Origin of the sequence: Streptomyces sp. NPDC085932, assembly GCF_044540525.1 — a bacterium.
GTDB lineage: Bacteria > Actinomycetota > Actinomycetes > Streptomycetales > Streptomycetaceae > Streptomyces > Streptomyces levis.
This window is the reverse complement of record NZ_JBITSJ010000002.1, coordinates 916569-938280: the sequence shown is the minus strand read 5'-3', so window position 1 is coordinate 938280 and position 21712 is coordinate 916569. Positions and strand designations below refer to the sequence as shown.

The following is a 21712-nucleotide window of genomic DNA, read 5'->3' as shown; positions in this document are numbered from 1 at the left end:
GTTCAGCCCGTGACGGACTTCTGCTGCCTGGCGCGCTTGAGGTAGTACCAGCACATGTTGGACGACAGGCCCGCCAGCAGCACCCACACGATCCCCAGGAAGCTGCCCCGGGTGAAGGACACCACGGCGGCGGCCACGGAGAGGACGCAGACGATCAGGGCGTAGAGGGCGAGGCGGGGCATACGGGTCGACTCCTGTCGGGGGACACTTCGGGCAGTGCTGTGCCGTCCAGTGTCCCCCATCGGCTCACACGTCCGTGACCCGGAGCCCCGCGTGCGCCTTGTAGCGGCGGTTCACCGAGATCAGGTTCGCCACCAGCGACTCCACCTGGTGGGCGTTGCGCAGCCGCCCGGCGAAGATGCCGCGCATGCCGGGGATGCGCCCGGCCAGGGCCTGGACGATCTCCACGTCGGCGCGGACCTCGCCGAGCACCATCACGTCGGTGTCGATCTCGTCGATCTCCGGGTCCTGCAGCAGCACGGCCGACAGGTGGTGGAAGGCGGCCGTGACCCGGGAGTCCGGCAGCAGCGCGGCGGCCTGCTCGGCGGCGCTGCCCTCCTCGGGCTTGAGGGCGTAGGCGCCCTTCTTGTCGAAGCCGAGCGGGTTGACGCAGTCGACGACCAGCTTGCCGGCCAGTTCCTCGCGCAGGGACTCCAGGGTCCTGCCGTGGCCGTCCCAGGGCACGGCGACGATCACGATGTCGCTGCGGCGCGCGGTCTCGGCGTTGTCGGCGCCCTCGACGCCGTGGCCGATCTCCTCGGCGGCGGCCTGCGCGCGGTCGGCGGCCCGCGAGCCGATGATCACCTTCTGCCCCGCCTTGGCGAGCCGGTAGGCGAGGCCCTTGCCCTGCGGCCCGGTCCCGCCGAGCACCCCGACGACGAGTCCGGAGACGTCGGGCAGGTCCCAGGGGTCCTTGACGGGGGCCTTCTGGGCGTTGTCGGTGGCAGCACTGTCGGTAGAGGTCATGGCCCCGACTCTACGACCGCGGCCCCGCCCCGACCGGCTCAGGTCAGCGCCGCCACCGGCACCCGCCGGAAGGTGATCGTCTCGTAGGCGCCGAAGTCGCCCGTCTCGTACAGCAGCCCCACGGTGTCCCGGTCGGCGCGGACGAGGTCGGAGTAGGCGGCGGGCAGTCCGTCCACGGTGTGGGCCGGGCGCCAGGTGGTGCCGCCGTCGGTGGAGGCGCGGACGGTCATCAGGGCGCGGAAGCCCGGGTCGGCGGGCCCGGAGTACAGCAGCAGGTCGGGGTCGCGGAGCTGGAGGACGCCCGCCTGGCACACGGGGGCGGTCAGGCCCGCCTGCGGGCGGAAGGGCTTCAGCAGGCTCTGCCCGCCGTCGCCTGAGTGGGCGTCGGCGCGGGTGCCGGGCGACGGGGAGTCGTTGCGGGTGTTGAAGTAGACGCGCCCGTCGGGCAGTTCGGCGGCGGTGGTCTCGTTGGCGTTGACGTAGCCGTCGGGGTCGTCGTCGACGTAGCCGATCCGCCAGGTGGCGCCGGCGTCGTCACTGAGCAGGCAGTGGCCCCCGTTGTACTTCCCCTCCGTGCCGGTGTCGGTGCCGGTGGGCGGCAGGGAGTGGTTGGCGGGGACGACGACCCGGCCGGTGCTCAGCTGGATCGCATGGCCGGGGGTGGTGGCGTACCAGCGCCACTGCGGCTTCTTGGTCTCCCGGGTGATCTCCCGCGGCGCCGACCACGTCAGGCCCTCGTCGTCGCTGTGCTGCACCCACACGCGGCGCCCGTCGGCCGCGCTCACCTTGCCGCGCCGGATGGCGTCCTCGGTGGCCGGGGCGGCGTTGCGCACGTGGACCAGCAGGACGCGGCCGGTGTCGAGCACGACGGGGGCCGGGTTGCCGGCGAGGGCGTCGCCGTTGCGCGCGGCGACCTGGAGCGGGCCCCAGGTGCGGCCGCCGTCCGTGGAGCGTTTCAGCACGATGTCGATGTTCCCGAAGTCGTCCCGGGAGCCGACCCGGCCCTCGCAGAAGGCGAGCAGGGTGCCGCTGCCCGTGGCGACGACGGCGGGGATGCGGAAACTGGCGTATCCCTCCCGGCCGGCGCGGAAGGGGACGCTGGTCTCGGTCATCGGCGGGGCTCCTCCGGGCGTTCGACGACGGAATGCGTGACCGGGCCGCCTACCCAGGCCGGGCGAATGCGCGGTGAACTCCGCGTCACGACTGACCCGTTCGGGCAGGATGCGGCCCATGGACGCGGTACGGGTCGCACTGTTGCGGGAAGTGCTCGCCGGGACGGAGTGGCTGGGCGCCACCCGGCGGTTCGCCGGGGCGCTGCGCGGGTCGGTGGTGTCGCACGGGGGCGGGCTGCTGCTCGTCGGCACGCCCGCCTACGAGCCGTGGCATCTCGCGGCGCATCTGGTGGACGAGGCCGCGTGGTCGGGAACGCCGGAGCTGGCCCCGACGCTGGTACGGCACGACGCGCGTCCCTCGGACCCGGCGCACCTCGCGGTGGGTCTCGGCCGGCTGGAGGCGGCCCGGCGGGGCGAGACGCTGCTGGTGGTGTCACCCGAGGGCCCTGCCGCGCCCCTGCTCGAACGGGTGTCGGACGCCCGCCGTGCCGGGGCGACGGTCCTGGCTCTCGGTCCCGACCGGGGCGAGCTGCCGGCCGTGGCGCACGAGGCGCTGGCCGTCCCGGCGGGCTCGGAGCTGGACCTGGACACGGTCCAGCACCTGGTCAGCGCGGCGGCGGGCGAGAACGCGGTTCCCGCCCCGCGGGGGCGGCGCCGCTTCCGGGACCGGGTGTCGAGGCTGGCGGAACATCTGACGGCTCCGCCACCGGCCCGCTGGTGAGGCCCGGGAGTCACGACGCACGCCCGGGCCGGGACACGGCGCCCGCCCGGGGCTGCCGGGGCCCCGGGCGGGCGGTGGGTCAGCTCTCCTCGCGGCCGCCCGCGGGGGCGTCGTGCCACTTGGGGTCGTTCTCCCACTGGAGGTTCCGCTCGCGGGCGGTCTCCATGGCGTGCTCGGCCTCGGTGCGGCTCGCGTACGGGCCGAAGCGGTCCTTGCCCGGGCAGTCGGGCCCCTCCTCGACCTTCCTGTGTTCCAGGCAGTAGTACCACTCGCCCGGCTTGCCGACCGTCCGCTTCTTGAACAGGGCCATGACCAGCTCCTCTCGCCATCGACATGTTCCCCCATGGCCGCTGGTTAGACTCGCTGGCATGTCTGGCCAGTCGCTGCTCGTCCCGGGGGAGCTGTCCCCCACCCGTTCCGTGCCCGGAAACATCCGCCGCCCCGAGTACGTCGGCAAGCCCGCGCCGACGCCGTACACCGGACCGGAGGTGCAGACGCCCGAGACGATCGAGGCGATGCGCCGCGCCGGCCGGATCGCCGCCCGGGCGATGGCGGAGGCCGCGAAGCTGATCGCCCCCGGGGTGACCACGGACGAGCTGGACAAGGTGGCGCACGAGTACATGTGCGACCACGGCGCCTACCCCTCGACGCTCGGCTACCGGGGCTTCCCGAAGTCGCTGTGCACCAGCGTCAACGAGGTCATCTGCCACGGCATCCCGGACTCCACCGTCCTGCGCGACGGCGACATCGTCAACCTGGACGTGACCGCGTACATCGGCGGTGTGCACGGCGACAACAACGCCACCTACCTGGTGGGCGACGTCGACGAGGAGTCGCGGCTGCTGGTGGAGCGGACGCGGGAGTCCCTGAACCGGGCGATCAAGGCGGTCAAGCCGGGCCGGCAGATCAACGTCATCGGCCGGGTCATCGAGTCCTACGCCAAGCGCTTCGGCTACGGCGTGGTGCGGGACTTCACCGGTCACGGCATCAACTCGTCGTTCCACTCGGGCCTGATCATCCCGCACTACGACAGCCCGCACGCCACGACGGTCATCCAGCCCGGGATGACGTTCACGATCGAGCCGATGCTGACGCTCGGCACGCACGAGTACGACATGTGGGACGACGGCTGGACGGTCGTGACGAAGGACCGGAAGCGCACGGCCCAGTTCGAGCACACCCTGGTGGTGACGGACTCGGGCGCGGAGATCCTCACGCTGCCGTAACGCTCCGCTTCCCCCGTCCGGCGGCCCGCTCTCCCCCGAGGGCGGGCCTTTTTTCGTGCCCGCCCGGGTTTTTCCCGACAACGCGTCGGGAAGTTTACCGACAGCCGGTCGGCAAGGCATTGACTTAGGTAACCCTAACCAGTGAGAGTGGGCCCATGGAATCCTTCTCGACCCTCATCCGGACCGCTTCCCGCGAGCAGCACGAGGAGGTCAGGGCCTCGACCTTCCTGAGTGACCTGCTGGGGCACAAACTGGGGGTCGACGCGTTCGCGCGCTACACGGAGCAGCTGTGGTTCGTGTACCAGGCGCTGGAGTCCGCCGCGCGGCGGCTGGCCGGGGACCCGGTGGCGGGCCCGTTCGTCCGCCCCGAGCTGTTCCGCACGGCGGCGCTGGAACAGGACCTGGAGTACCTGCGCGGCCCCGGCTGGCGGTCGGCCGTCAGCGCGCTGCCGGCCACGCTGGAGTACGCCGGACGGATCACCGAGTGCGCCCGCGACTGGCCGGCCGGCTACGTCGCCCATCACTACACCCGCTACCTCGGCGACCTCTCCGGCGGGCAGATCATCCGGGACACGGCCGAGAAGACGTGGGGCTTCGCGAAGAAGGGCGACGGGGTCCGCTTCTACGTCTTCGAGGAGATCCCCAACCCGGCGGCCTTCAAGCGGGCTTACTGGGAGCTGCTGGACGCGGTGCCCGGGGACGAGCTGGAGCGGCAGCGGATCGTGGCCGAGTGCAGGCGGGCCTACGAGCTGAACAACGGCGTCTTCCTGGCGCTGGGCGAGGAGTTCCCGCTGTCGGCGTGAGCGGCCCGGGACGACGGGCGGGGCCCCTCGCGCACGGCGAGGAGCCCCGGATCCGTCTCGGGAGGAGAGCCGGCCCCGGCTCAGATGTCGAACGGGCCGTTGTGGCAGACCGCGCCGCCCCACTCCATCTCGGCGGTCTCGGCCTCGAGCTCACCGAAGTACGGGCTGCACGCCACGTGGTGGCCGTCGCGGTAGTCCCGGCCGTCGTCGTCGTTGGCGGCGGCGGTCGCCGCGCCGGTGGCGGTGACGGCGACGGTCAGGGCGGCTACGGCCAGAGCGGATCGAATGCGCATGAGAGTCCTCTCGCGGTGGTGCTTGGTCACGCCCAGAGGTCCCCGTTCGGCGCCGCGCACACACGCTGTTCCACCCGTACGGCCGCGCGCCGCCCGGGTCAGCGTTCGAGACGCACCCGGCCGCCGACCTCGGTCCAGCCGCCCGGCTGGGGCGCGGTGAGGATCTGCGAGCCCGCCCCCTGGGTGATGTTCAGGGCCCGGCCCAGCCGGTCGGTGAGCAGCAGGGCCGCCGCCCCGGTCGCCTCGTCCTCGTCGATGCCGTCGCCCCGGCCGGGGAAGGCCCGGGCCCGCACCCGCCCGGCGGGCTCGTCCTCCCACGCCCAGGCGTAGACCCACTCCCCCGGCGGGGGCACGGGCAGTGCGTCGACCTCGGCGGCGCCGCCGTACTGCCGCAGGGTGCGCGGCGGCACCCAGTCCGCCCGGGCCTCGATCCAGCAGAACTCCCCGTCCTGCCGCGCCCCGACCACTCCGGCGGGTGTCACCAGTTCGGGCACGTCGAGCAGCCAGGCCGTGCCGACGCAGGGATGCCCGGCGAAGGGCAGCCGCAGGGTCGGCGTGTAGATGTCGATCACGCCCCGCTCGGGGTCGTCGACGAACACGGTCTCACTGAACCCGAGCTTCGCGGCGAACGCCTGCCGGTCCTCCGGGCCGGGCAGGACGGACCCCTCACGCACGACACCGAGTTCGTTGCCGTACCCACCGTTCGGCCCGCAGAAGACGCGGAGCACGTCGTAGTCAGTCACGGGGGCATTCAAGCACCGGCCGGGGCGTCACGCCGAACGTGAGCTTTGACCGTCCCTTGACTGCCTCATGGCAGCGATTTTGAGCCACTTAGGTAATCCTTATGTGCCTTAGGTGAGCCTCACCTTCCTGTCTTGGAGCCTCCATGCGACCCGTCAGACCAGCCTCCGTCCTCGTCGCCGCCGCGGCGGCCCTGACCGCCGTCACCGGCTGCACCGAGAAGGGCGGCACCCAGGACGGCGACCGCGTGATCAACGTGACGGCCACCGACGACAAGTGCGAGGTGTCCAGGAAGGAGTTCCCGGCCGGGCACGTCGAACTCGCCGTCGAGAACAAGGGATCCAAGGTCACCGAGGTCTACGTCCTCTTCCCCGACGACCGCGTGGTCACCGAGCGGGAGAACATAGGCCCCGGCACCAAGCAGCGCGTCACCGCCGAGGTGAAGGCGGGCGACTACCAGATCGCCTGCAAGCCGGGCATGAAAGGCAAGGGCATCCGCCAGGCCGTCAAGGCCACCGGCGGCAGGACCGCCGAGCGCGACCCGCGCCTGGACAAGGCCGTCGCCGCGTACCGCGCCTACGTGCAGCAGCAGGCCGACGAGACGCTGCCGCTCGCCGAGACCTTCGCCGAGGCCGTCCGGGACGGCGACATCGCGGCGGCGAAGAAGGCCTACGCCCCCTCCCGCATCGGCTGGGAGCGCACCGAGCCGGTCGCCGAGTCCTTCGGCGACATCGACCCCAAGGTCGACGTCCGCGAGGACGGCCTGGAGGACGGCCAGGACCCCGCCACCGACTGGACGGGCTGGCACCGCCTGGAGAAGGCCCTCTGGCAGGACGGCAAGATCGGCGACCGCGAGAAGGAACTCGCCGGGCTGCTCGTCGAGGACCTGAAGGACTGGCAGAAGCGGGTGGGCTCGGCCGAGATCACCCCCACCTCCATGGCCAACGGCGCGAAGGAACTCCTCGACGAGGTCGCCACCGGCAAGGTCACCGGCGAGGAGGAGCGCTACTCGCACACCGACCTCGTCGACTTCAAGGCCAACGTGGAGGGCGCGCAGAAGTCGTACGACCTGCTCGAGCCGGTCGCCCGGGAGAACGACGCGGCCCTGGTCACCGAGCTGGACCGGCAGTTCGCCGCGCTGAACGGACTCCTCGACCGGTACCGCCCGAACGCCGGCTCCTACGACTTCACGTCCTACGACAAGGTCGGCAAGGCGGACCGCAAGGAGCTCTCGGACGCGGTCAACGCCCTCGCCGAGCCGCTGTCGAAGCTCGCCGCGGCCGTCGTGAAGTGACCGGGACCCGACGATGACGGACTCCAACGCCCCCTCCCCGTCCCGGCGTTCGCTGCTCGGCTGGGGCGGCGCGGGCCTCGCGCTCGGCGCCGCGGCCGCGGGCGGCGCGGTGGCGATCGCCCGTACGGACGACGCCGCCGCGCCGGCCGCCGGCGCGGCAATCCCGTTCCACGGACCCCACCAGGCGGGCATCGCCACCCCGGTCCAGGACCGCCTGCACTTCGCCGCGTTCGACGTGACCACCGAGGACCGCGAGGACCTCGTCCGGTTGCTGAAGGACTGGACCCAGGCGGCCCGGCGCATGACGGCCGGCCGCGCCGTCGGCGAGGGCGCCTACGGCGGCCTGGCCGAGGCACCCCCGGACGACACGGGCGAGGCGCTGGGCCTGAAGCCCTCCCGTCTGACCCTGACGATCGGCTTCGGCCCGAGCCTGTTCACCCGGTTCGGCCTCGCCGACCGCCGCCCCGAAGCCCTCGTCGACCTGCCGAGGTTCGCCGGCGACAACCTGGACGAGGCCCGCAGCGGGGGCGACCTGTGCGTCCAGGCCTGCGCCGACGACCCGCAGGTCGCCGTGCACGCCATCCGCAACCTGGCCCGCATCGGGTTCGGCAAGGTCGTCATCCGCTGGTCGCAGCTCGGCTTCGGCAAGACCTCCTCCACGACGCCCGAGGCCCAGACACCGCGCAACCTCATGGGCTTCAAGGACGGCACGCGCAACATCGCGGGCACCGAGACGGCCCGCCTGCGCGCACACGTCTGGGTGGGCGAGAAGGACGGCCCGGCCTGGATGGCAGGCGGCAGCTACCTCGTCGCCCGCCGCATCCGCATGCACATCGAGACCTGGGACCGCACCTCGCTGCAGGAGCAGGAGGACATCTTCGGCCGCGACAAGGGCGAGGGCGCGCCCGTGGGCAAGGCCAAGGAGCGCGACGAGCCGTTCCTGAAGGCGATGAAGCCCGACGCGCACGTGCGCCTCGCGCACCCCGACTCCAACCACGGGGCGACGATCCTGCGCCGCGGCTACTCCTTCACCGACGGCACGGACGGTCTGGGCCGGCTGGACGCGGGCCTGTTCTTCCTGGCCTACCAGCGCGACGTCCGCGAGGGGTTCATCCCGATCCAGCGCAACCTGGCGACGGACGCGCTCAACGAGTACATCCAGCACGTCGGTTCGGCGCTCTTCGCCGTCCCGCCGGGCGTCCGCGACCAGGACGACTGGTGGGGCCGGACGCTGTTCTCCGAGGAGGCCTAGGCCCGTGTTCTCCAACTACCTGATCGGTCTGCGCGAGGGCCTGGAGGCGAGCCTGGTCGTCTGCATCCTCATCGCCTACCTGGTCAAGACGGACCGCCGCGACGCCCTGAAGCCGATCTGGGCGGGCATCGGCGTCGCGGTGGCGCTCGCGCTCGGCTTCGGCTGCGCCCTCGAGTTCGGCTCCCAGGAGCTGACGTTCCAGGCGCAGGAGGCGCTCGGCGGTTCGCTGTCGATCCTGGCGGTCGGCCTGGTGACGTGGATGGTGTTCTGGATGCGCCGCACGGCCCGGCACCTGAGGTCGGAGCTGCACGGCCGGCTGGACGCCGCCCTCGCGATGGGCACGGGCGCGCTGGTCGCCACGGCGTTCCTCGCGGTCGGCCGGGAGGGCCTGGAGACGGCCCTGTTCGTCTGGGCGTCGGTCCACGCGGCGAGCGACGGCACCCCCCGTCCCCTGCTGGGCGTCGCCCTGGGCCTGCTCACGGCGGTCCTCCTGGGCTGGCTGTTCTACCGCGGCGCGCTGCGCATCAACCTGTCGAAGTTCTTCACGTACACCGGCGCCATGCTGGTCGTGGTCGCGGCGGGTGTCCTCGCGTACGGCTTCCACGACCTCCAGGAGGCCGACTTCCTGCCCGGCCTGAACGACAAGGCCTTCGACATCTCCGGCACGATCCCGCCGGACAGTTGGTACGGCACCCTGCTGAAGGGCGTCCTCAACTTCCAGCCCGACCCGACGGTCCTCCAAGTCACGGTGTGGCTGCTGTACTTGGCCCCCACCCTGGCCCTGTTCTTCGCCCCAGCCAGGGCCGGCCGGGAGCCGGTGGGCGACCGGGCCTGAAGGCGACGGGGCCCGAAGCCCCACCACCGCACCCCACCCCGGCCAGGCCGCCGGAGGCACCCGGTAGGGTTCGCCTCCGGAAAGGGGAAGGTGAAGGAACCCGATGAGCAGGGATCGCGACCCTCGAACGCTCCGCAGGTCCGCCCGGAGCGCCCTCATAGCGGCGTCCGTGACCGCTTTGTCGCTGACGGCCGGTGGCTGCGTCGTGGTGCACGGCGAACGGGAGATCCTCCCGTCCACCACCCGCGCCGAAGCCGCGAAGGCCCTCCGGCAGTTCACCACCGCGTACAACGAGGCCGACAAGGCCTACGACCCCGCCCTGGACGCCGATCACACCACCGGCGCCCTCGCCGACATCGACGCCGCCCGCCTGAAGGCCGGCAGGGCGAACAACCCGGACGGCAACCCGAACCACACCCCCCTGCGGCTGACGGACGCGAAGTTCACCATCCCGAAGAAGGCCGGCTGGCCCCGCTGGTTCCTCGTCGACGCCGCCGGCAACAAGGGCGGCACCGCCCGCTGGCTGCTGGTGTTCACCCGCAGCAGCCTCGACGCCCCGTTCCAGGTGGCGTACCTGACGCTCGTCGCCCCGGGCAAGGTCCCGGAGTTCAGGAAGGACGCGGACGGCTGGGCCGAGTCCGTCCCCGTGAAGTCGGCCGGCCTGGCCGCCGATCCGGGCGAGCTGAGCCGGAACTACACCACGTACCTGAAGGACGGCGGCGAGACCTTCGCGGAGGGCCCGCACACCACCCAGTGGCGCACCCTGCGCCAGAAGAACGCCAAGAAGCCGGGCCTGGTCACCCAGTACATCGACGAGCCGCTGACGAACGGCGACTACGCGCCGCTGGCGCTGCGCACGACGGACGGCGGAGCGCTGGTGTTCTTCACCACGCGCCACTACGAGAAGCAGACGGCCGCCGCGGGCACCTCGGTCCCGGTGCCGAACAAGGACGTGCTGGCCCTGACGAAGGGCGAGATCAAGCAGTCCCTCACGATGGAGTTCGTCTCCAACGAGGTGGCGCTGGACCCCAAGGGCCAGGGCAAGGTGACGATCCTGGGCAGGATCCAGGGCCTGACCGCGGCGGAGGGCTCGTAGCGGTCCGGGGAGTTCAGTGCCGCAGGGGCCAGGCCGCCCGCTGGTCGGTCTCCTCGCCGGCGTACCGCCCGCAGACCTCGGTGAGCACCTCCAGCAGGCTCAGCGGGTCCGGCAGCGCGTGCTCGGGCCCGCGCACCCACCGCACCGACTGGTCCTCACCGGGCAGCCGGGCCGGCGGCACGAGGACGTAGGAGCCGCGGCAGTGCCAGCGCAGCCCGGGGTGTTCGTCCATCGTCTCGGGGTGGCAGTCCAGCTCGCACGGCCACCACTCGTCCTCGTCCTCGGGCGTACCGCGTGTGAGGGTGAAGAAGAGCATGCGCCCGTCGTCGCTCTCGGCGACCGGCCCGACCTCGACGCCCTCGGCCAGCAGCCGCTCCAACGCGGCGCGACCGGCGTCGAGGGGCACGTCGAGGACGTCGTGCACCATGCCGGTCGCGGTGATGAAGTTGGCCTGCGGCTGATGGCGGGCCCAGCGCTCGACCTGGGCGCGGTCGGTGGTGGACTGCGTCTGCCAGGCGAAGGACACCGGGTGCCGGGCGGGGGTGGGACAGCCGACGCGGTCGCAGGAACAGCGGTATCCGGCCGGGTGGGCGGCGGGCGCGAGCGGCAGCCCCGCCCCGGCGGCGGCGAGCAGCAGGTCCTCACGGCCGCCGTCCCCGGCGGTCTCCTTGGGCCGGCGCCCCGCGCGCAGCCACTGGGTGAGTTTGCCCTGCAGGCCGGTCCGGCCGCCGAACTCCGCGCTCATCTATCCCCTCGCCTCGCCGTCGTGCGGAACAGCATGCCTTATGGTCCCATCTTCCCGCGCACCGGGGGGCCAGTGCCCACATCCGGGGCATGAGGGCCGAGACATGGACCGGTGGGGCGAGACACGGACCGGTGGGGCGAGACGCGCACGGGCGGGCGAGGCATATGCCACAGGACGAAAAAGGGCGCAGCACCTCCATCTGGTGTCATTGCCCGCTTTGCCAGGACATGGCGCCCTACCGTGGTCGCCATGGTCACAAGCATCGCGCTGACGGCCCTGGCCACCGCGGCGTCCGTGGTCCCGCTCGTCCTCACCGGCCCCGCCGGCCGCGCCCCGGCCCCGCTGGAGTGGGGCGCGGGCCCGCTGACCGTGGCGGCGCTGCCCCGGATCACCTATGTCGCCCACCGCGGCGGCGCCCGTGAGGTCCCGGAGAACAGCATGACGGGCCTGATGGCGGCCTATCAGCGCGGTACGGCGCAGGTGCTGGACTTCGACACCCGGCTGCTGCGCGACGGCACGCCGGTGGTGTTCCACGACGAGACCCTCAACCGCACCACCTACCTGGGCGGTGAGGTGCGCGCGCTGGACGCGGAGGAGTGGCGGGGCGTACGGCTGCGCCCGAAGGACCGGCTGCCCGGGAGCTGGCGGTCGGAGCGGCCGCCCACGGTCGCCGAGGTGCTGGACCGTTTCGGCGGCCGGATCGTGCTGATGCTGGAGGCGAAGGACCCGCGGGCCCTGGACCGGCTGGCCGCCCTGATCCGGGCCCGGGGCCTGACCCGCTCGGTGTTCGTGAACTCCAACGACCCCGAGGTGGCCCGGCGCGCCCACCGCCTCGGCCTGCTCGCGCAGGTGTGGCGCTCGGCGGAGCAGCTGCGCACGGACCGCCCCGAGCGCTGGCGCTCGTACGTCGATCTGCTGGACGTGGACCACCGGGCGCGCGACGCGGACCTGTTGCGGGCCGTGCGGTCGGGGATCCCGCGGGTGTGGGCGCACACGGTGGTGACGGACGCGCAGCGGGACCGGGTGCTGGCACTGGGCTGCGACGGGGTCATCACGGACGCGCCGGGGCGGCTGGCCCGGGCCGCTCAGCGGGGTGCGAGGCCGTGAAGGGCGTAGTCGACGAGGGTGTCGGTGTACTCGTGGGAGATCGGGCCGGTGTGCTGGAGCCAGCGCTGGGCGAGCGGGGAGATGAAGAACTCCAGCGCGATGCGCAGGTCGAGGCCCTCCCGGACCTGGCCGGCGGCCTGCGCGGCGCGCAGCCGGGTCATGTAGAGGTCGAGTGAGGGCTGCATGAGCTTGGCCACGAGTTCGCGGCCGAGTTCCTCGTTGACGACGCCCTCGGCGGCCAGGGCGCGGGACGGCGCCTCGAAGCGGGGGTCGCGCAGTTCGTCGACGGTGGCGCGCAGGACGGTCTTGAGGTCGGCGGCGACGTCCCCGGTGTCCGGGAAGACGTGGGTCACCGGCTCCGCCGCCACCTCCTGCTGGGACCGTTCGGCCAGGTCGAGGAAGGCCTCCATCAGCACGTCCGCCTTGGACGACCACCAACGGTAGATCGTCTGCTTCCCGACGCCGGCGCGGGCGGCGATGCCCTCGATGGTGGTCTTCGGGTAGCCGACCTCGACGACCAGGGCGAGGGCGGCGTCGTAGATGGCGCGGCGGGACTTCTCGCTGCGCCGGGTGGAGTCGGGGGCGGATTTGCCGGGGGCGGGCCGGACGGACTTGCCGGGGGCGGGCCGGGCTGGCTTCTGGGCGGACATGGGTCGAATTTATCAGGTTGACAAGACGGAGCGTCTCGCGGAGAGTGGGAGCGAGATTGCGAGACGAACCGTCTCGTTCCATCGTAGGTGCGGAAGGGAGTCCGACATGGCCCGAGGTGGAGCCGGAAACATGCTGGGAGTCGGCGGTTCACGCAAGAACCTCGGCCGAGAGGCCCTGCGGGGCGGGGGCCGGGGCGGCCGGACGGGCGGCGGACTCGATCCGCGGGCCCAGAAGCGCGAACTGCTGCGCAGGCTCCAGGAGAAACGGCAGCAGCAGCGACAGGAGGGCGACACGCAACAGGGCTCCTCGTGAGCCTCCCCCGCCCGGGGTGAGAGCGCCCCTCGGGCGCGGGATCCGCCCGAGGGGAACTTGTCTCGTCGGTCGGCGCTGCCGCGCTGGACGGCTGCCCCGGCTCACCCGGAGGCGGAGGGCGGCCAGGGGTCTCCCCAGTCGGCGTCCCTGGCCGCCTTGTACAGGTCGCCGTGGCGTTTGGTGACGGTGGCGCGGCGCAGGGACGGCTCCGTCTCGCAGAGGTCCAGCAGGACCTGGCCCTTGCGGATCTGGGGGCGCCGCACGACGCGGGAGGGCGCCGGTTCGACGGGGAAGCGGGCGGCGGCGACGTAGCTGAACTTCTCGTCCTCGTAGGCCAGGGAGCCGCCCTTGACCTGGCGGTGCAGGGAGGAGCGGCTCACCCGGGCGGAGAAGTGGCACCAGTCCGTGCCCGGGGCGATGGGGCAGGCGGCGCTGTGCGGGCAGGGGGCGGCGATCCGGAAGCCGGCGCCGATCAGCCGGTCGCGGGCCTCGATGACCCGGGCGTAGCCGTCGGGGGTGCCGGGTTCGACGATCACGACGGCCCGGGCGGCGGCCGCGGCGGCGTCGACGAGGGCGGTGCGGTCGGGGGCGGTCAGCTCGTTGAGGACGTACGAGACGGTGACGAGATCAGTGCTCTCCAGGGAGAGCGCCGCTCCGATCCGGGAGCGCTGCCAGCGGGCGTCGCGCAGGGCGGGCCGGTCCGCGGCGATCTCCCGGCCGAGGGCGAGGGCCGGCTCGGCCCAGTCGAGCACGGTGACGGGCCGCTCCCCCTCCCAGGTCGCGCTCACGGCCCAGGCCGCGGCGCCCGTACCGCCGCCGACGTCGGTGTGCGACGCGGGGGTCCAGCCGGGCGCGGCCTCGGCGAACGCCTCCAGCGCCGACCGCACGGCCTCGAAGGTCGCGGGCATCCGGTAGGCGGCGTAGGCGGCGACGTCGGCCCGGTCCCGCAGGATGGGCGCGTCGGTCGGGGTGGTCCCCCGGTAATTGCTGATCAGCCGCTCCACGGCCTGCGCGGCCTGCCGCGGCGGCAGCCCGTCGAGCAGACCGGCGAGGGCGGCGCGGAGGGAGTCGGCCGGGGGTACGGGGGCGTTCACCCGGCGATTCTACGAGGGCCCCGGCGCCGCCGGACTCCCCCGTCCGGCCCCGCCGACCTGCGCACGCGGCACGGCGCACAACACCCTGGAACCCCTTCCCGCATCGATCGCAGCTGCCCTCACCGCCTCAGTTGCCCAGGAGCGTGACCATGGCCCGGACCCGCCGCCTCATCCTGAGCTCGCCGCCGGAGGTGTGGGGCCTGTTGTCGGACGGTCACCGCTACGGGGAGTGGGTCACGGGGACCCGGCAGATCCTCGCCGCCGATCCGCACTGGCCCGCCGAGGGCGCCCGGCTGAAGGTGCGCGTCGGCGCGGGCCCGCTCACCCTGGACGACACCTGCGTCGTCCGCATCTGCGAGCCGGGCCGCCGCCTGGAACTGGAGGCCAAGGCCGACCCCTTCGGCGCGGCCCGCATCGCCATGCGACTGCTGCCCTGGGGCGACCACACCCTCTTCACCCTCGACTGGCACCCCCTGCGCGGTCCCGGCACCCGCATGCACGGCCTCCCCGTGGACTACCTGGTCGCGATCCGCAACGGCATGATGCTGACGAAACTGGCGCGGATCGCGGTACGGGAACGGAACGGGAACGGCTGACGGAACCACTGCCGCTCTGCTCCGGGCGCCGATCCCGGAGGCATCAGCCCAGCTCGCCCATCGTGCTGCGCAGCCAGTCCAGTGGGTCGGTCGCCAGCAGCTGATCAGCCAGTTCGTTCGCCGTCTTGGTAACGAGGCGGCCTCGGCTGTTGTCGATCCATCGCTGTGCGTGCTCGTAGCCCTGAGCCTTGTACTCGATGCCCTGCAGCATGCATTCCAGCTTGTCGGCGTCCCGCGCGCAGATCGCCTCGGGCGATTCGCGGGCCTCGTATTCACCGATCAGTTCCCGCACTGTGGACGCGAGGACCTCGGGCATGCCTGTCACCTGGTCGGCGGTGACCACCTGGGGGTCGGCTTCGCCGGCACCGTACTTCTTGGCCAAGTGGTTGAGGTCCCCGGTCCTCGTCTCCTGCGAGTCGTGCCACACCGCCAGGAACGCGGCACGGGCAGGGTCCGCCCCTTCCAGCTTGGCGATGATCGAGGCGATCAGCGAGGTACGCCAGGAGTGCTCGGCAACGCTCTCCGGGTCACGCACCCCGGCCATCCACCACCCGGTGCGCTTCGATTGCTTGAGTGTCCCCGCTTCGTACAGGAACCGCGCCACCTGGGTCAGCTCTTCGGCCACGGTCGAGTCTCCTCTCACGCCTCGGCAAGGCGGATCGCATACCTGATGCTGTCCAGTTCACGGCGAGCGCGAGCCGACAACCCCCGGCTATCCAACATCACCGGCAGCCGCTCGCGCAGGACTCGGGTCGCTGCCCCGGACTTCAGCAGGTTCGGCCGGACGGAGAGCAGAGACCATAGGGAATGGACGTTCAACTCGACGTAGCCGTGGTGGGGCGTCAGCCCGTTCGCAAGGTGGGCGAGCAGCTTGTTCCCGGCCCAGGGCCACGGCCCGGGCTCGCGGCGACCGATGAAGTCGTCGGACAGTTCGAGGTGCCGACTCTCACCCACCCAGTAAGCCCAGTAGTTCAAGTTGGCGGCCTCACCGCGATCATCGTCGAGAAGGACGGTGTCGATGAAGCGGCTCATCGGCTCACGATCGCCCTGCCGCGCGGCGACGGCCGCCACGGAGCGGGCGTTCAGCCAGTCGGCAAGCCAGCCACCGGGCCGTTCCGCGGCCTGCTGGTGTGCGAGCCACTCGGAGGTGTCAGCCTGGTCGTCGTAGCCGGACAGGTACAGCGCCTGGCGCCGCAGCAGGAACTGCTCCTCACGACGGGCCCGTTCCGCAGTGTCTCGCATCCGTGCGAAGAACGTGCGCCGGTCGGTCAGCGCCAATTCCGGAGCCGACGGCACGGGGCCGCGGCGCGGCCGCCGGGGCTCTGGCAGATCGCGGATCGGCTGCGGCGGGATCCGTGTGAGCGGCCACGAGAGAAGCTCCACCAAGTCGCGCTGCATGACCCACGCCCCGAGGGGGTTCTGGCCGACGGGAGTCTCCTCGTCCAAGGCGCCCACCAATAGGACGTCGGCCTCTATCGCCCGCTCAAGGGCCAGAAGCAGAGCGGGGGAAGTTCCCACCTGCATGAGTCGGTGCCGGTGTACGAGCATCTGCCCTACCGGCACGGCGGTGAGCGGCCGCCGCCCGGACTCCCAGCCCGCGATCGTGTCCGACGAGACCTCCAGCCGCTCGGCTACATCGTCTTGCGTCAAGCCAAGTTGCTCCCGGACGACCCTGAACGTGTAACCGGAGATGATCCCGACCCTGCGTCGTCCGGCCGTACCCCGACCGCCAGTCAGGGTTCGCTCCGCACCCGACGTCATCTCGACCACCTATCCCCCTGTGGGCCCCGTCCGTTCCCGTACTGCCGGTCACTTCAGCCAGTAACCAGCGTTTTCTACCGTTCAGGCAGTAGTGGCTCGATAACTGAGCGTATAGGGAAGGTGGGTCTGTGGACGTCCATACGCCGACAGGGCTCCAGCCGGGGGAAACCTCCGGGTTGATCACTGCGACACGAGAGACCAGGGCGGAGACTGCTCCGCCGACAGCTCTCATCCGCCGCCGTCGTCTGGCAACGGAACACCGACTGCTGGCCACGCTGCCGCCCGCGCTCAGAGACCGTGCTCGGTTCGAGTGGGAACAACACGGGGTGGCGATGCTCCCGCTGGGTGGGCTCTTCTCCGCCGTGCGGATCCCCGAGCATCTGCTGACCGCTCTGAGTGCGAGGAGCGGAGTCGGCTGCGTGGACACCTTCCTGGCCGAGACCCTCGGTGGCGGGCCGGTCGTCTGCGACCCACGCTTCTCGCGCTACTACGCGCTGGTGTCCGCCGGCTTGCCGGAGACGCTGCGCCAAGTCGCCAACGCATGGACCGCCCTGGATGTGCATTGCCTCGGCAGGGACAGCTATCTGGGGGTGCCACGGCCAGACGTCGCTCGTCGAGACCACACGCTCGCCTCTTACTGGTCGGTCCCTATGGACTCAGCCACAGAGCTGTGCGCGTTGGTCGCGGTCGCTCGGCTGATCGCCACTGGGTGGCAGTGCCTGGACCCGGAGCCCGAGCCGTGAGCGACACCGACGACATGCCATCCTTCCGTGCCCCATGGCTGGCCGCATACGCACTCCTGGCAGACCACTGCGTCACATGTCCAACGTGCACGACGGTAAACGAGAAGGGCGCGAACCTCGAATTGCCCTGCACGACAGCAGACAAACTGAACGAGGAGTATCTACGGGCCCGCCGCGCAGGTCGTCCGTGACATCAGCTCGGAAGTTGTGATCAACACGTCAGCATGCATGCTCACCGAGTGCAGCTGCTGCCCGCCGTCTTCGCCGCCAGGATGCCGTGAACCCTGTTCAGGGCGGTGTGCGCCCCCTTTGTGCGCTGGTTGACACCTTGTGTGACCCGCCAGGACACAGCACGGTTTAGGTGGATGCTGCTCGGTGCTGTGTTGCCGGACCACCAGGAGAGGGCGGTTCGTCGTGGGTTCAGCCAGTCAATGGGCACGTGAAACCTTCGGGGACATAGCAGATGAACTGGCGGACATCATCCCGGCTTGCCTCCTCCGAGCTCATGAGCGGGCCCGCACCGGGCACGAGGGTGTCCACACTCAGACACTCGAAGCGTACGGACACGGTCTCTACGCAGTGCAATACGAGGAACTGGCCGCCGGCATCTCCGGTCTCGGGGAAGCTCTGCGCCTGCAAGGACGCACGATGATGCTCGTCCGCGGCCACCTGATCTACCCCCTCCGCTACGCCAAGAAAGACGTGCCCGTCACGGCTGCACGCCTCCGTCGGGCCGCAGGATTTCGAGCAGAGCTGATCCGCCGTCACGGCCCTCCTCCCAGGCAGCCGGCATTCGACCTGGACTGGGGGGACCTGGATGACTCCGAGGTACACCCAGACCTGGATCTCCTTCCCGAGGATGTGCAACTGGTTCTCGTCGCCTATGCCTGCTCCATGGAGGCCGGCGTCATGCGCATTGAGTGGGGTTCCGCAGAATTACGCCGCGAGGATCGCTACTTGGTCTGGCATCATCACGAACCGCTGCCAACCAGAGGTTGACCCGAGGCGTGGGCGGGAGGATCAAGCATCCGCAACCCGCCATGACCCGTCTGTATAGATGTGCTCTTCAAAGCCATCAAGACCACATGTTCTGAACCAGCCATCACTGTCGCCAGAAATCGGCACTATCATCCGCCTTCCGTCCACAAGGACAGGTAGGTCCAACCTCCATTTATAGAACCCCGAGTCGACTCGAGTGAAAATATAGAATTGCTCCACTTCCCCAGGCGACAGCGTCAGGCTCAGCGGCCCCATGGATTGACCCTCTTCATCAATCCACATCGATGTGCCAGTTTCAGGGCACACTTCGATCCTCCTGGGCTCCAGCGCCGCTCCGCCGACGGGATTGGCTGCTATGACTCCTCCGCGCGATAGCTCTGTGGGCATCTCCTTGACTCGGAGTTTCGGCTGATCCACAACTACGGTGGTGGAGATCCGGGAGGTGATGGTCACCTTCAAAACCGAAACGTAGGCATCACAGCCACCGAGACTCGAGGCCCAAGCGTGCCAATCAGTAGGGTGCTCTGGTGGGGAACCGGCGGGAAGGCCTGGCAACCAAACCCAGGAGGCGATCCAGTTGGGAAATCCTGCCCACGCCACAGACGGATCCGCCTCCACATGCACACTTACGGGCTTGATCCTGTAGATCCGTTGGGAGATGGATTCGAGCTTCCGTGACAGCGGGTGAAATAGCGGAGTCATGATCAGCATGATCAGCGCTCCGGTCACGGCGATGACAAGATCCGCCATTTCGCATCTCCTGTTAGTCCGGCAGCCCGTGATGTTTGCCCATTGACGCGAGGGAAAAGCAGGATCCCCGCTGCTCTGGATCGCGGCAGACGCACACCGCTTCTTCCCTCATCTCCCCCGCACAGCCCGCGCCACCCGGGTCGCCGCTGCTGCTCTCGGGGCGTTGTCCGGGCGTCTGCGGCGGGGGTGGACCGAGTTCGTCAGGAGGATGAGGAACGTGTCCGTCGCCGGGTCGAGGATCAGGGACGTGCCCGTGAAGCCCGTGTGGCCCGCCGCTCCGCGGCCCGCCAGGTCGCCCATGAACCAGGGCTGGTCGAGGGTGAAGCCGAGGCCCGGTGGGGTGAAGAGGAGTTCGACGAAGTCGGGGCCGAGGATGCGGGCGGGGCCGTAGGAGCCGCCCGCGAGGAGGGCGCGGCAGAACACCGCGAGGTCGCGGCCCGTGGAGAAGAGGCCCGCATGGCCCGCCACTCCGCCGAGCGCCCAGGCGTTCTCGTCGTGGACCTCGCCCCGCAGCATGCCCCGGTCCGCCTTGGCCCAGGGCCGCCGCTGGTCCTCCGTGGCCGCCGCCCCGGGGCACGGCCCGAAGTCCGTCGCCGTCATGCCCAGCGGCCGGGTGATGCCGTCGTGGATCAGGACGTCGAGGGTGCGGCCGGTGAGGCGTTCCAGCACGTGCTGGAGGAGGAGCATGTTGAGGTCGGAGTAGCGGTGGGTGCCCGGCGCTCCGACCGGGGCCTCCGAGCGGAGCGCCGCGAGGCGTTCGGCGTCGTCGGCGCAGTCGTGGAGAGGGAGTTCGGGGCGCAGGCCCGAGGTGTGGGTGAGGAGCTGGCGGACGGTGATGCCGTGCCGGGCCGCCGCCGTGAAGTCGGGCAGGTACGCGCCGACCTTCGCGTCGATGCCCAGCGTGCCGCGCTCGATCTGCTGCACGGCGGCGACCGAGGTGAACAGTTTGGTGAGGGACGCCAGGTCGAAGGGCGTGGCGACGGTCATCGGGACCCGCTCCTCGGGGGGCAGTTCCACGCCCGCGTCGGTGGCCTCGTCGTAGGCCGCGTAGCGGACGGCCCAGCCCGCCGCCTCCTCGACCGCGATGACCGGGCCGCGGCCCACGACCAGCACCGCGCCCGGTGCCCAGGGGCGCCGTCCGGTGGTGAGGACGTGGACCTCGCGGACGAGGTGGCGCAGTTCCGCGGGGTCGAGTCCGGCCCGTTCCGGCGTGCCGTCGCGCAGTCTCGGTGCGCTCAGCTGTCCGCTCCCTCCACACTCGCGCGGGCCCTCCAGGGTCGGCACATTCCCATGAAACAGGCCAGTGCCACCAGGGCGGCGGCCAGTTGGACGACGGCCATCGGGAGGGCGGTGTCCTCCCCGGCCACGCCGACCAGCGGGGAGGCGATCGCCCCGATGAGGAAGGAGGACGTGCCGAGCAGGGCGGAGGCGGAACCGGCGGCGTGCCGGACCCGCATCAGGGCGAGCGCCTGGGTGTTGGGCAGGGTGATGCCCATCGCGGACATCAGCACGAACAGCGCGACGGCCACGGGCGCGAGCCCGACCTCGCCGAACACGCCCAGGGACATCAGCAGCAGCGCGGTCGCGGCCGTGATGACGATCGCCAGGCCGACGCCCAGCACCTTGTCCAGGCTGACCCGGCCGACCAGGACCTTGCCGTTGATCTGGCCGACGACGACCAGCCCGATCGAGTTGAGGCCGAACAGCAGGCTGAACGTCTGCGGGGAGGCGCCGTGGATCTCCTGGATGACGAACGGGGACGCGGAGATGTAGGCGAAGAGGGCGGCGAAGGCGAAGCCGCCGGTGAGCATGTAGCCGGTGAAGGAGCGGTCGGCGAGCAGGGTGCGCATCGCGCGCAGGGCCTCGCCGACGCCGCCGCTGTGCCGTTCGGCGGGCGGCAGGGTCTCGGGGAGCCTCGTCCAGACCAGGACGCCGATGAGGACGCCGACGGCCGTCAGGACGACGAAGACGCCCCGCCAGTCCGTCACCCGCAGCACCTGCCCGCCGATCAGCGGCGCCACGATCGGGGCGACGCCGGAGATCAGCATGAGGGTGGAGAAGAAACGGGCCATGGCCATGCCGTCGTAGAGGTCGCGGACGACGGCCCGGGCGATGACGATCGCGGCGGCGCCCGCGAGGCCCTGGGCCAGGCGGAAGGCCACCAGGAGTTCGACGGTGGGGGCGAGCGCGCACAGGACGGTGGCGACGACGAAGACGGCGAGCCCGGCGAGGAGCGGGCGGCGGCGCCCCCAGCGGTCGCTCATCGGCCCGACGACGAGCTGCCCGAGGGCCATGCCGGCGAGGCAGGCGGTGAGGGTCAGCTGGACGGTCGCGGCGGGCGCGTGCAGGGAGCGGGTGACCTCCGGCAGCGACGGGAGGTACATGTCCATCGCCAGGGGCGGTACGGCGGTCAGGCTCCCGAGGAGGAAGGTGACCAGGAGCCCGGTGCGGCGGTGCGATGCGAGGTCGGGGGGAGCCGTCCCGGTCGCGGCCCCCTGCGCGGTCTTCGATATGGACGCCCCACCCTCGGGCATGAGTCCCTCCCTTTTCGAGTCGATCGCCACCTATGCTCTCAGCTCGTACGGACTGCTAGGGGTCACGAGGCGGAGGCGGGC

At 71.3% G+C, this 21712-nt stretch carries 26 protein-coding genes; 12 read left to right on the top strand and 14 right to left on the bottom strand.

Going from position 1 to position 21712, the window contains the following annotated elements; genetic code table 11:
• Nucleotides 1–2: 2 nt before the first annotated feature.
• From ACIGAQ_RS13410 to ACIGAQ_RS13400, 3 genes are read right to left on the bottom strand one after another with little or no spacing between them, the layout of a single operon-like run.
• A complete protein-coding gene (locus tag ACIGAQ_RS13410; RefSeq protein WP_311687382.1) occupies nt 3–242 on the bottom strand; it encodes a hypothetical protein in 240 nt (79 codons plus the stop codon).
• A gap of 4 nt (nt 243–246) precedes the next feature.
• Nucleotides 247–966, bottom strand: a complete 720-nt coding sequence (npdG, locus tag ACIGAQ_RS13405) for an NADPH-dependent F420 reductase (protein ID WP_399782224.1) — start codon at nt 964–966, stop codon at nt 247–249.
• Between the two features lie 38 nt (nt 967–1004).
• Complete coding sequence (locus ACIGAQ_RS13400; RefSeq protein ID WP_399782221.1) at nt 1005–2078, bottom strand: exo-alpha-sialidase; 1074 nt, start codon at nt 2076–2078, stop codon at nt 1005–1007.
• A 118-nt stretch (nt 2079–2196) separates the two neighbouring features.
• Here ACIGAQ_RS13400 and ACIGAQ_RS13395 point away from each other — a divergent pair, with 118 nt between their 5' ends.
• Complete coding sequence (locus tag ACIGAQ_RS13395; RefSeq protein ID WP_311687388.1) at nt 2197–2799, top strand: hypothetical protein; 603 nt, start codon at nt 2197–2199, stop codon at nt 2797–2799.
• A gap of 79 nt (nt 2800–2878) precedes the next feature.
• Here the strand turns inward: ACIGAQ_RS13395 and ACIGAQ_RS13390 are convergent, their stop codons facing one another.
• The gene (locus tag ACIGAQ_RS13390) at nt 2879–3109 is read right to left on the bottom strand and encodes a hypothetical protein (protein ID WP_399782218.1); all 231 of its coding nucleotides are present in this window, start codon (nt 3107–3109) and stop codon (nt 2879–2881) included.
• 58 nt (nt 3110–3167) lie between these two features.
• Here ACIGAQ_RS13390 and map point away from each other — a divergent pair, with 58 nt between their 5' ends.
• A complete protein-coding gene (map, locus tag ACIGAQ_RS13385; protein ID WP_311687391.1) occupies nt 3168–4025 on the top strand; it encodes a type I methionyl aminopeptidase in 858 nt (285 codons plus the stop codon).
• A gap of 155 nt (nt 4026–4180) precedes the next feature.
• A complete protein-coding gene (locus ACIGAQ_RS13380) occupies nt 4181–4828 on the top strand; it encodes a heme oxygenase (biliverdin-producing) (protein WP_399782215.1) in 648 nt (215 codons plus the stop codon).
• Between the two features lie 80 nt (nt 4829–4908).
• Here ACIGAQ_RS13380 and ACIGAQ_RS13375 read toward each other — a convergent pair whose 3' ends face one another.
• Both ACIGAQ_RS13375 and ACIGAQ_RS13370 read right to left on the bottom strand, forming a co-directional pair.
• On the bottom strand, nt 4909–5121 hold the full coding sequence (locus ACIGAQ_RS13375) for a hypothetical protein (RefSeq protein ID WP_311687395.1): 213 nt from the start codon (nt 5119–5121) through the stop codon (nt 4909–4911).
• 98 nt (nt 5122–5219) lie between these two features.
• Complete coding sequence (locus tag ACIGAQ_RS13370) at nt 5220–5864, bottom strand: PhzF family phenazine biosynthesis protein (protein WP_399782212.1); 645 nt, start codon at nt 5862–5864, stop codon at nt 5220–5222.
• Nucleotides 5865–6007: 143 nt separating this feature from the next.
• Between ACIGAQ_RS13370 and efeO the strand changes: the two genes are divergently transcribed.
• The 4 genes from efeO (at nt 6008) to ACIGAQ_RS13350 (ending at nt 10339) form a co-directional block, all read left to right on the top strand.
• Entirely contained in the window at nt 6008–7156 is a 1149-nt protein-coding gene (gene efeO, locus ACIGAQ_RS13365; RefSeq protein ID WP_311687399.1) for an iron uptake system protein EfeO, read from the top strand.
• 13 nt (nt 7157–7169) lie between these two features.
• Nucleotides 7170–8408, top strand: a complete 1239-nt coding sequence (efeB, locus tag ACIGAQ_RS13360; RefSeq protein ID WP_399782208.1) for an iron uptake transporter deferrochelatase/peroxidase subunit — start codon at nt 7170–7172, stop codon at nt 8406–8408.
• Nucleotides 8409–8412: 4 nt separating this feature from the next.
• Nucleotides 8413–9243: an iron uptake transporter permease EfeU gene (efeU, locus tag ACIGAQ_RS13355; protein ID WP_399782205.1), complete on the top strand. Its 831-nt coding sequence runs from the start codon at nt 8413–8415 to the stop codon at nt 9241–9243.
• A gap of 103 nt (nt 9244–9346) precedes the next feature.
• The gene (locus tag ACIGAQ_RS13350) at nt 9347–10339 is read left to right on the top strand and encodes a hypothetical protein (RefSeq protein ID WP_362274047.1); all 993 of its coding nucleotides are present in this window, start codon (nt 9347–9349) and stop codon (nt 10337–10339) included.
• Nucleotides 10340–10352: 13 nt separating this feature from the next.
• On the opposite strand, the gene ACIGAQ_RS13345 is transcribed toward ACIGAQ_RS13350, so the two are convergent.
• Nucleotides 10353–11084: a bifunctional DNA primase/polymerase gene (locus ACIGAQ_RS13345; RefSeq protein WP_311687406.1), complete on the bottom strand. Its 732-nt coding sequence runs from the start codon at nt 11082–11084 to the stop codon at nt 10353–10355.
• A gap of 249 nt (nt 11085–11333) precedes the next feature.
• Between ACIGAQ_RS13345 and ACIGAQ_RS13340 the strand changes: the two genes are divergently transcribed.
• Nucleotides 11334–12191 (top strand): glycerophosphodiester phosphodiesterase, encoded by an 858-nt coding sequence (locus tag ACIGAQ_RS13340; RefSeq protein WP_311687408.1) that lies wholly within the window; start codon nt 11334–11336, stop codon nt 12189–12191.
• Here ACIGAQ_RS13340 and ACIGAQ_RS13335 read toward each other — a convergent pair.
• Nucleotides 12170–12841, bottom strand: a complete 672-nt coding sequence (locus ACIGAQ_RS13335) for a TetR/AcrR family transcriptional regulator (RefSeq protein WP_399782200.1) — start codon at nt 12839–12841, stop codon at nt 12170–12172. The genes ACIGAQ_RS13340 and ACIGAQ_RS13335 overlap by 22 nt on opposite strands.
• 106 nt (nt 12842–12947) lie before the next feature.
• On the opposite strand from ACIGAQ_RS13335, the gene ACIGAQ_RS13330 reads away from it, so the two are divergent.
• Entirely contained in the window at nt 12948–13154 is a 207-nt protein-coding gene (locus ACIGAQ_RS13330; RefSeq protein ID WP_311687411.1) for a DUF6243 family protein, read from the top strand.
• A gap of 101 nt (nt 13155–13255) precedes the next feature.
• On the opposite strand, the gene ACIGAQ_RS13325 is transcribed toward ACIGAQ_RS13330, so the two are convergent.
• Nucleotides 13256–14248: a small ribosomal subunit Rsm22 family protein gene (locus ACIGAQ_RS13325; RefSeq protein ID WP_311687413.1), complete on the bottom strand. Its 993-nt coding sequence runs from the start codon at nt 14246–14248 to the stop codon at nt 13256–13258.
• A gap of 149 nt (nt 14249–14397) precedes the next feature.
• Here ACIGAQ_RS13325 and ACIGAQ_RS13320 point away from each other — a divergent pair, with 149 nt between their 5' ends.
• On the top strand, nt 14398–14844 hold the full coding sequence (locus tag ACIGAQ_RS13320; protein WP_399782196.1) for an SRPBCC family protein: 447 nt from the start codon (nt 14398–14400) through the stop codon (nt 14842–14844).
• A gap of 43 nt (nt 14845–14887) precedes the next feature.
• Here the strand turns inward: ACIGAQ_RS13320 and ACIGAQ_RS13315 are convergent, their stop codons facing one another.
• Both ACIGAQ_RS13315 and ACIGAQ_RS13310 read right to left on the bottom strand, forming a co-directional pair.
• Complete coding sequence (locus ACIGAQ_RS13315; protein ID WP_399782193.1) at nt 14888–15469, bottom strand: HD family hydrolase; 582 nt, start codon at nt 15467–15469, stop codon at nt 14888–14890.
• Between the two features lie 14 nt (nt 15470–15483).
• Nucleotides 15484–16605, bottom strand: coding sequence for a helix-turn-helix domain-containing protein (locus ACIGAQ_RS13310; protein ID WP_399783166.1), 1122 nt, complete (start codon nt 16603–16605; stop codon nt 15484–15486).
• Between the two features lie 419 nt (nt 16606–17024).
• On the opposite strand from ACIGAQ_RS13310, the gene ACIGAQ_RS13305 reads away from it, so the two are divergent.
• A complete protein-coding gene (locus tag ACIGAQ_RS13305) occupies nt 17025–17348 on the top strand; it encodes a hypothetical protein (protein ID WP_399782190.1) in 324 nt (107 codons plus the stop codon).
• A gap of 414 nt (nt 17349–17762) precedes the next feature.
• Complete coding sequence (locus ACIGAQ_RS13300) at nt 17763–18347, top strand: hypothetical protein (RefSeq protein ID WP_399782188.1); 585 nt, start codon at nt 17763–17765, stop codon at nt 18345–18347.
• Nucleotides 18348–18368: 21 nt separating this feature from the next.
• Here ACIGAQ_RS13300 and ACIGAQ_RS13295 read toward each other — a convergent pair whose 3' ends face one another.
• The 3 genes from ACIGAQ_RS13295 to ACIGAQ_RS13285 all read right to left on the bottom strand — a co-directional run bounded on the left by ACIGAQ_RS13295 (nt 18369) and on the right by ACIGAQ_RS13285 (nt 21631).
• Nucleotides 18369–19097, bottom strand: coding sequence for a hypothetical protein (locus tag ACIGAQ_RS13295; RefSeq protein WP_399782185.1), 729 nt, complete (start codon nt 19095–19097; stop codon nt 18369–18371).
• Between the two features lie 108 nt (nt 19098–19205).
• The gene (locus tag ACIGAQ_RS13290) at nt 19206–20381 is read right to left on the bottom strand and encodes a serine hydrolase domain-containing protein (RefSeq protein WP_362274063.1); all 1176 of its coding nucleotides are present in this window, start codon (nt 20379–20381) and stop codon (nt 19206–19208) included.
• Nucleotides 20333–21631 carry a multidrug effflux MFS transporter gene (locus ACIGAQ_RS13285; protein WP_311687421.1) on the bottom strand — a complete coding sequence of 433 codons (1299 nt, stop codon included), beginning with the start codon at nt 21629–21631 and terminating at the stop codon, nt 20333–20335. Before ACIGAQ_RS13285 ends, ACIGAQ_RS13290 begins: the two co-directional genes overlap by 49 nt.
• Nucleotides 21632–21712: the final 81 nt, after the last annotated feature.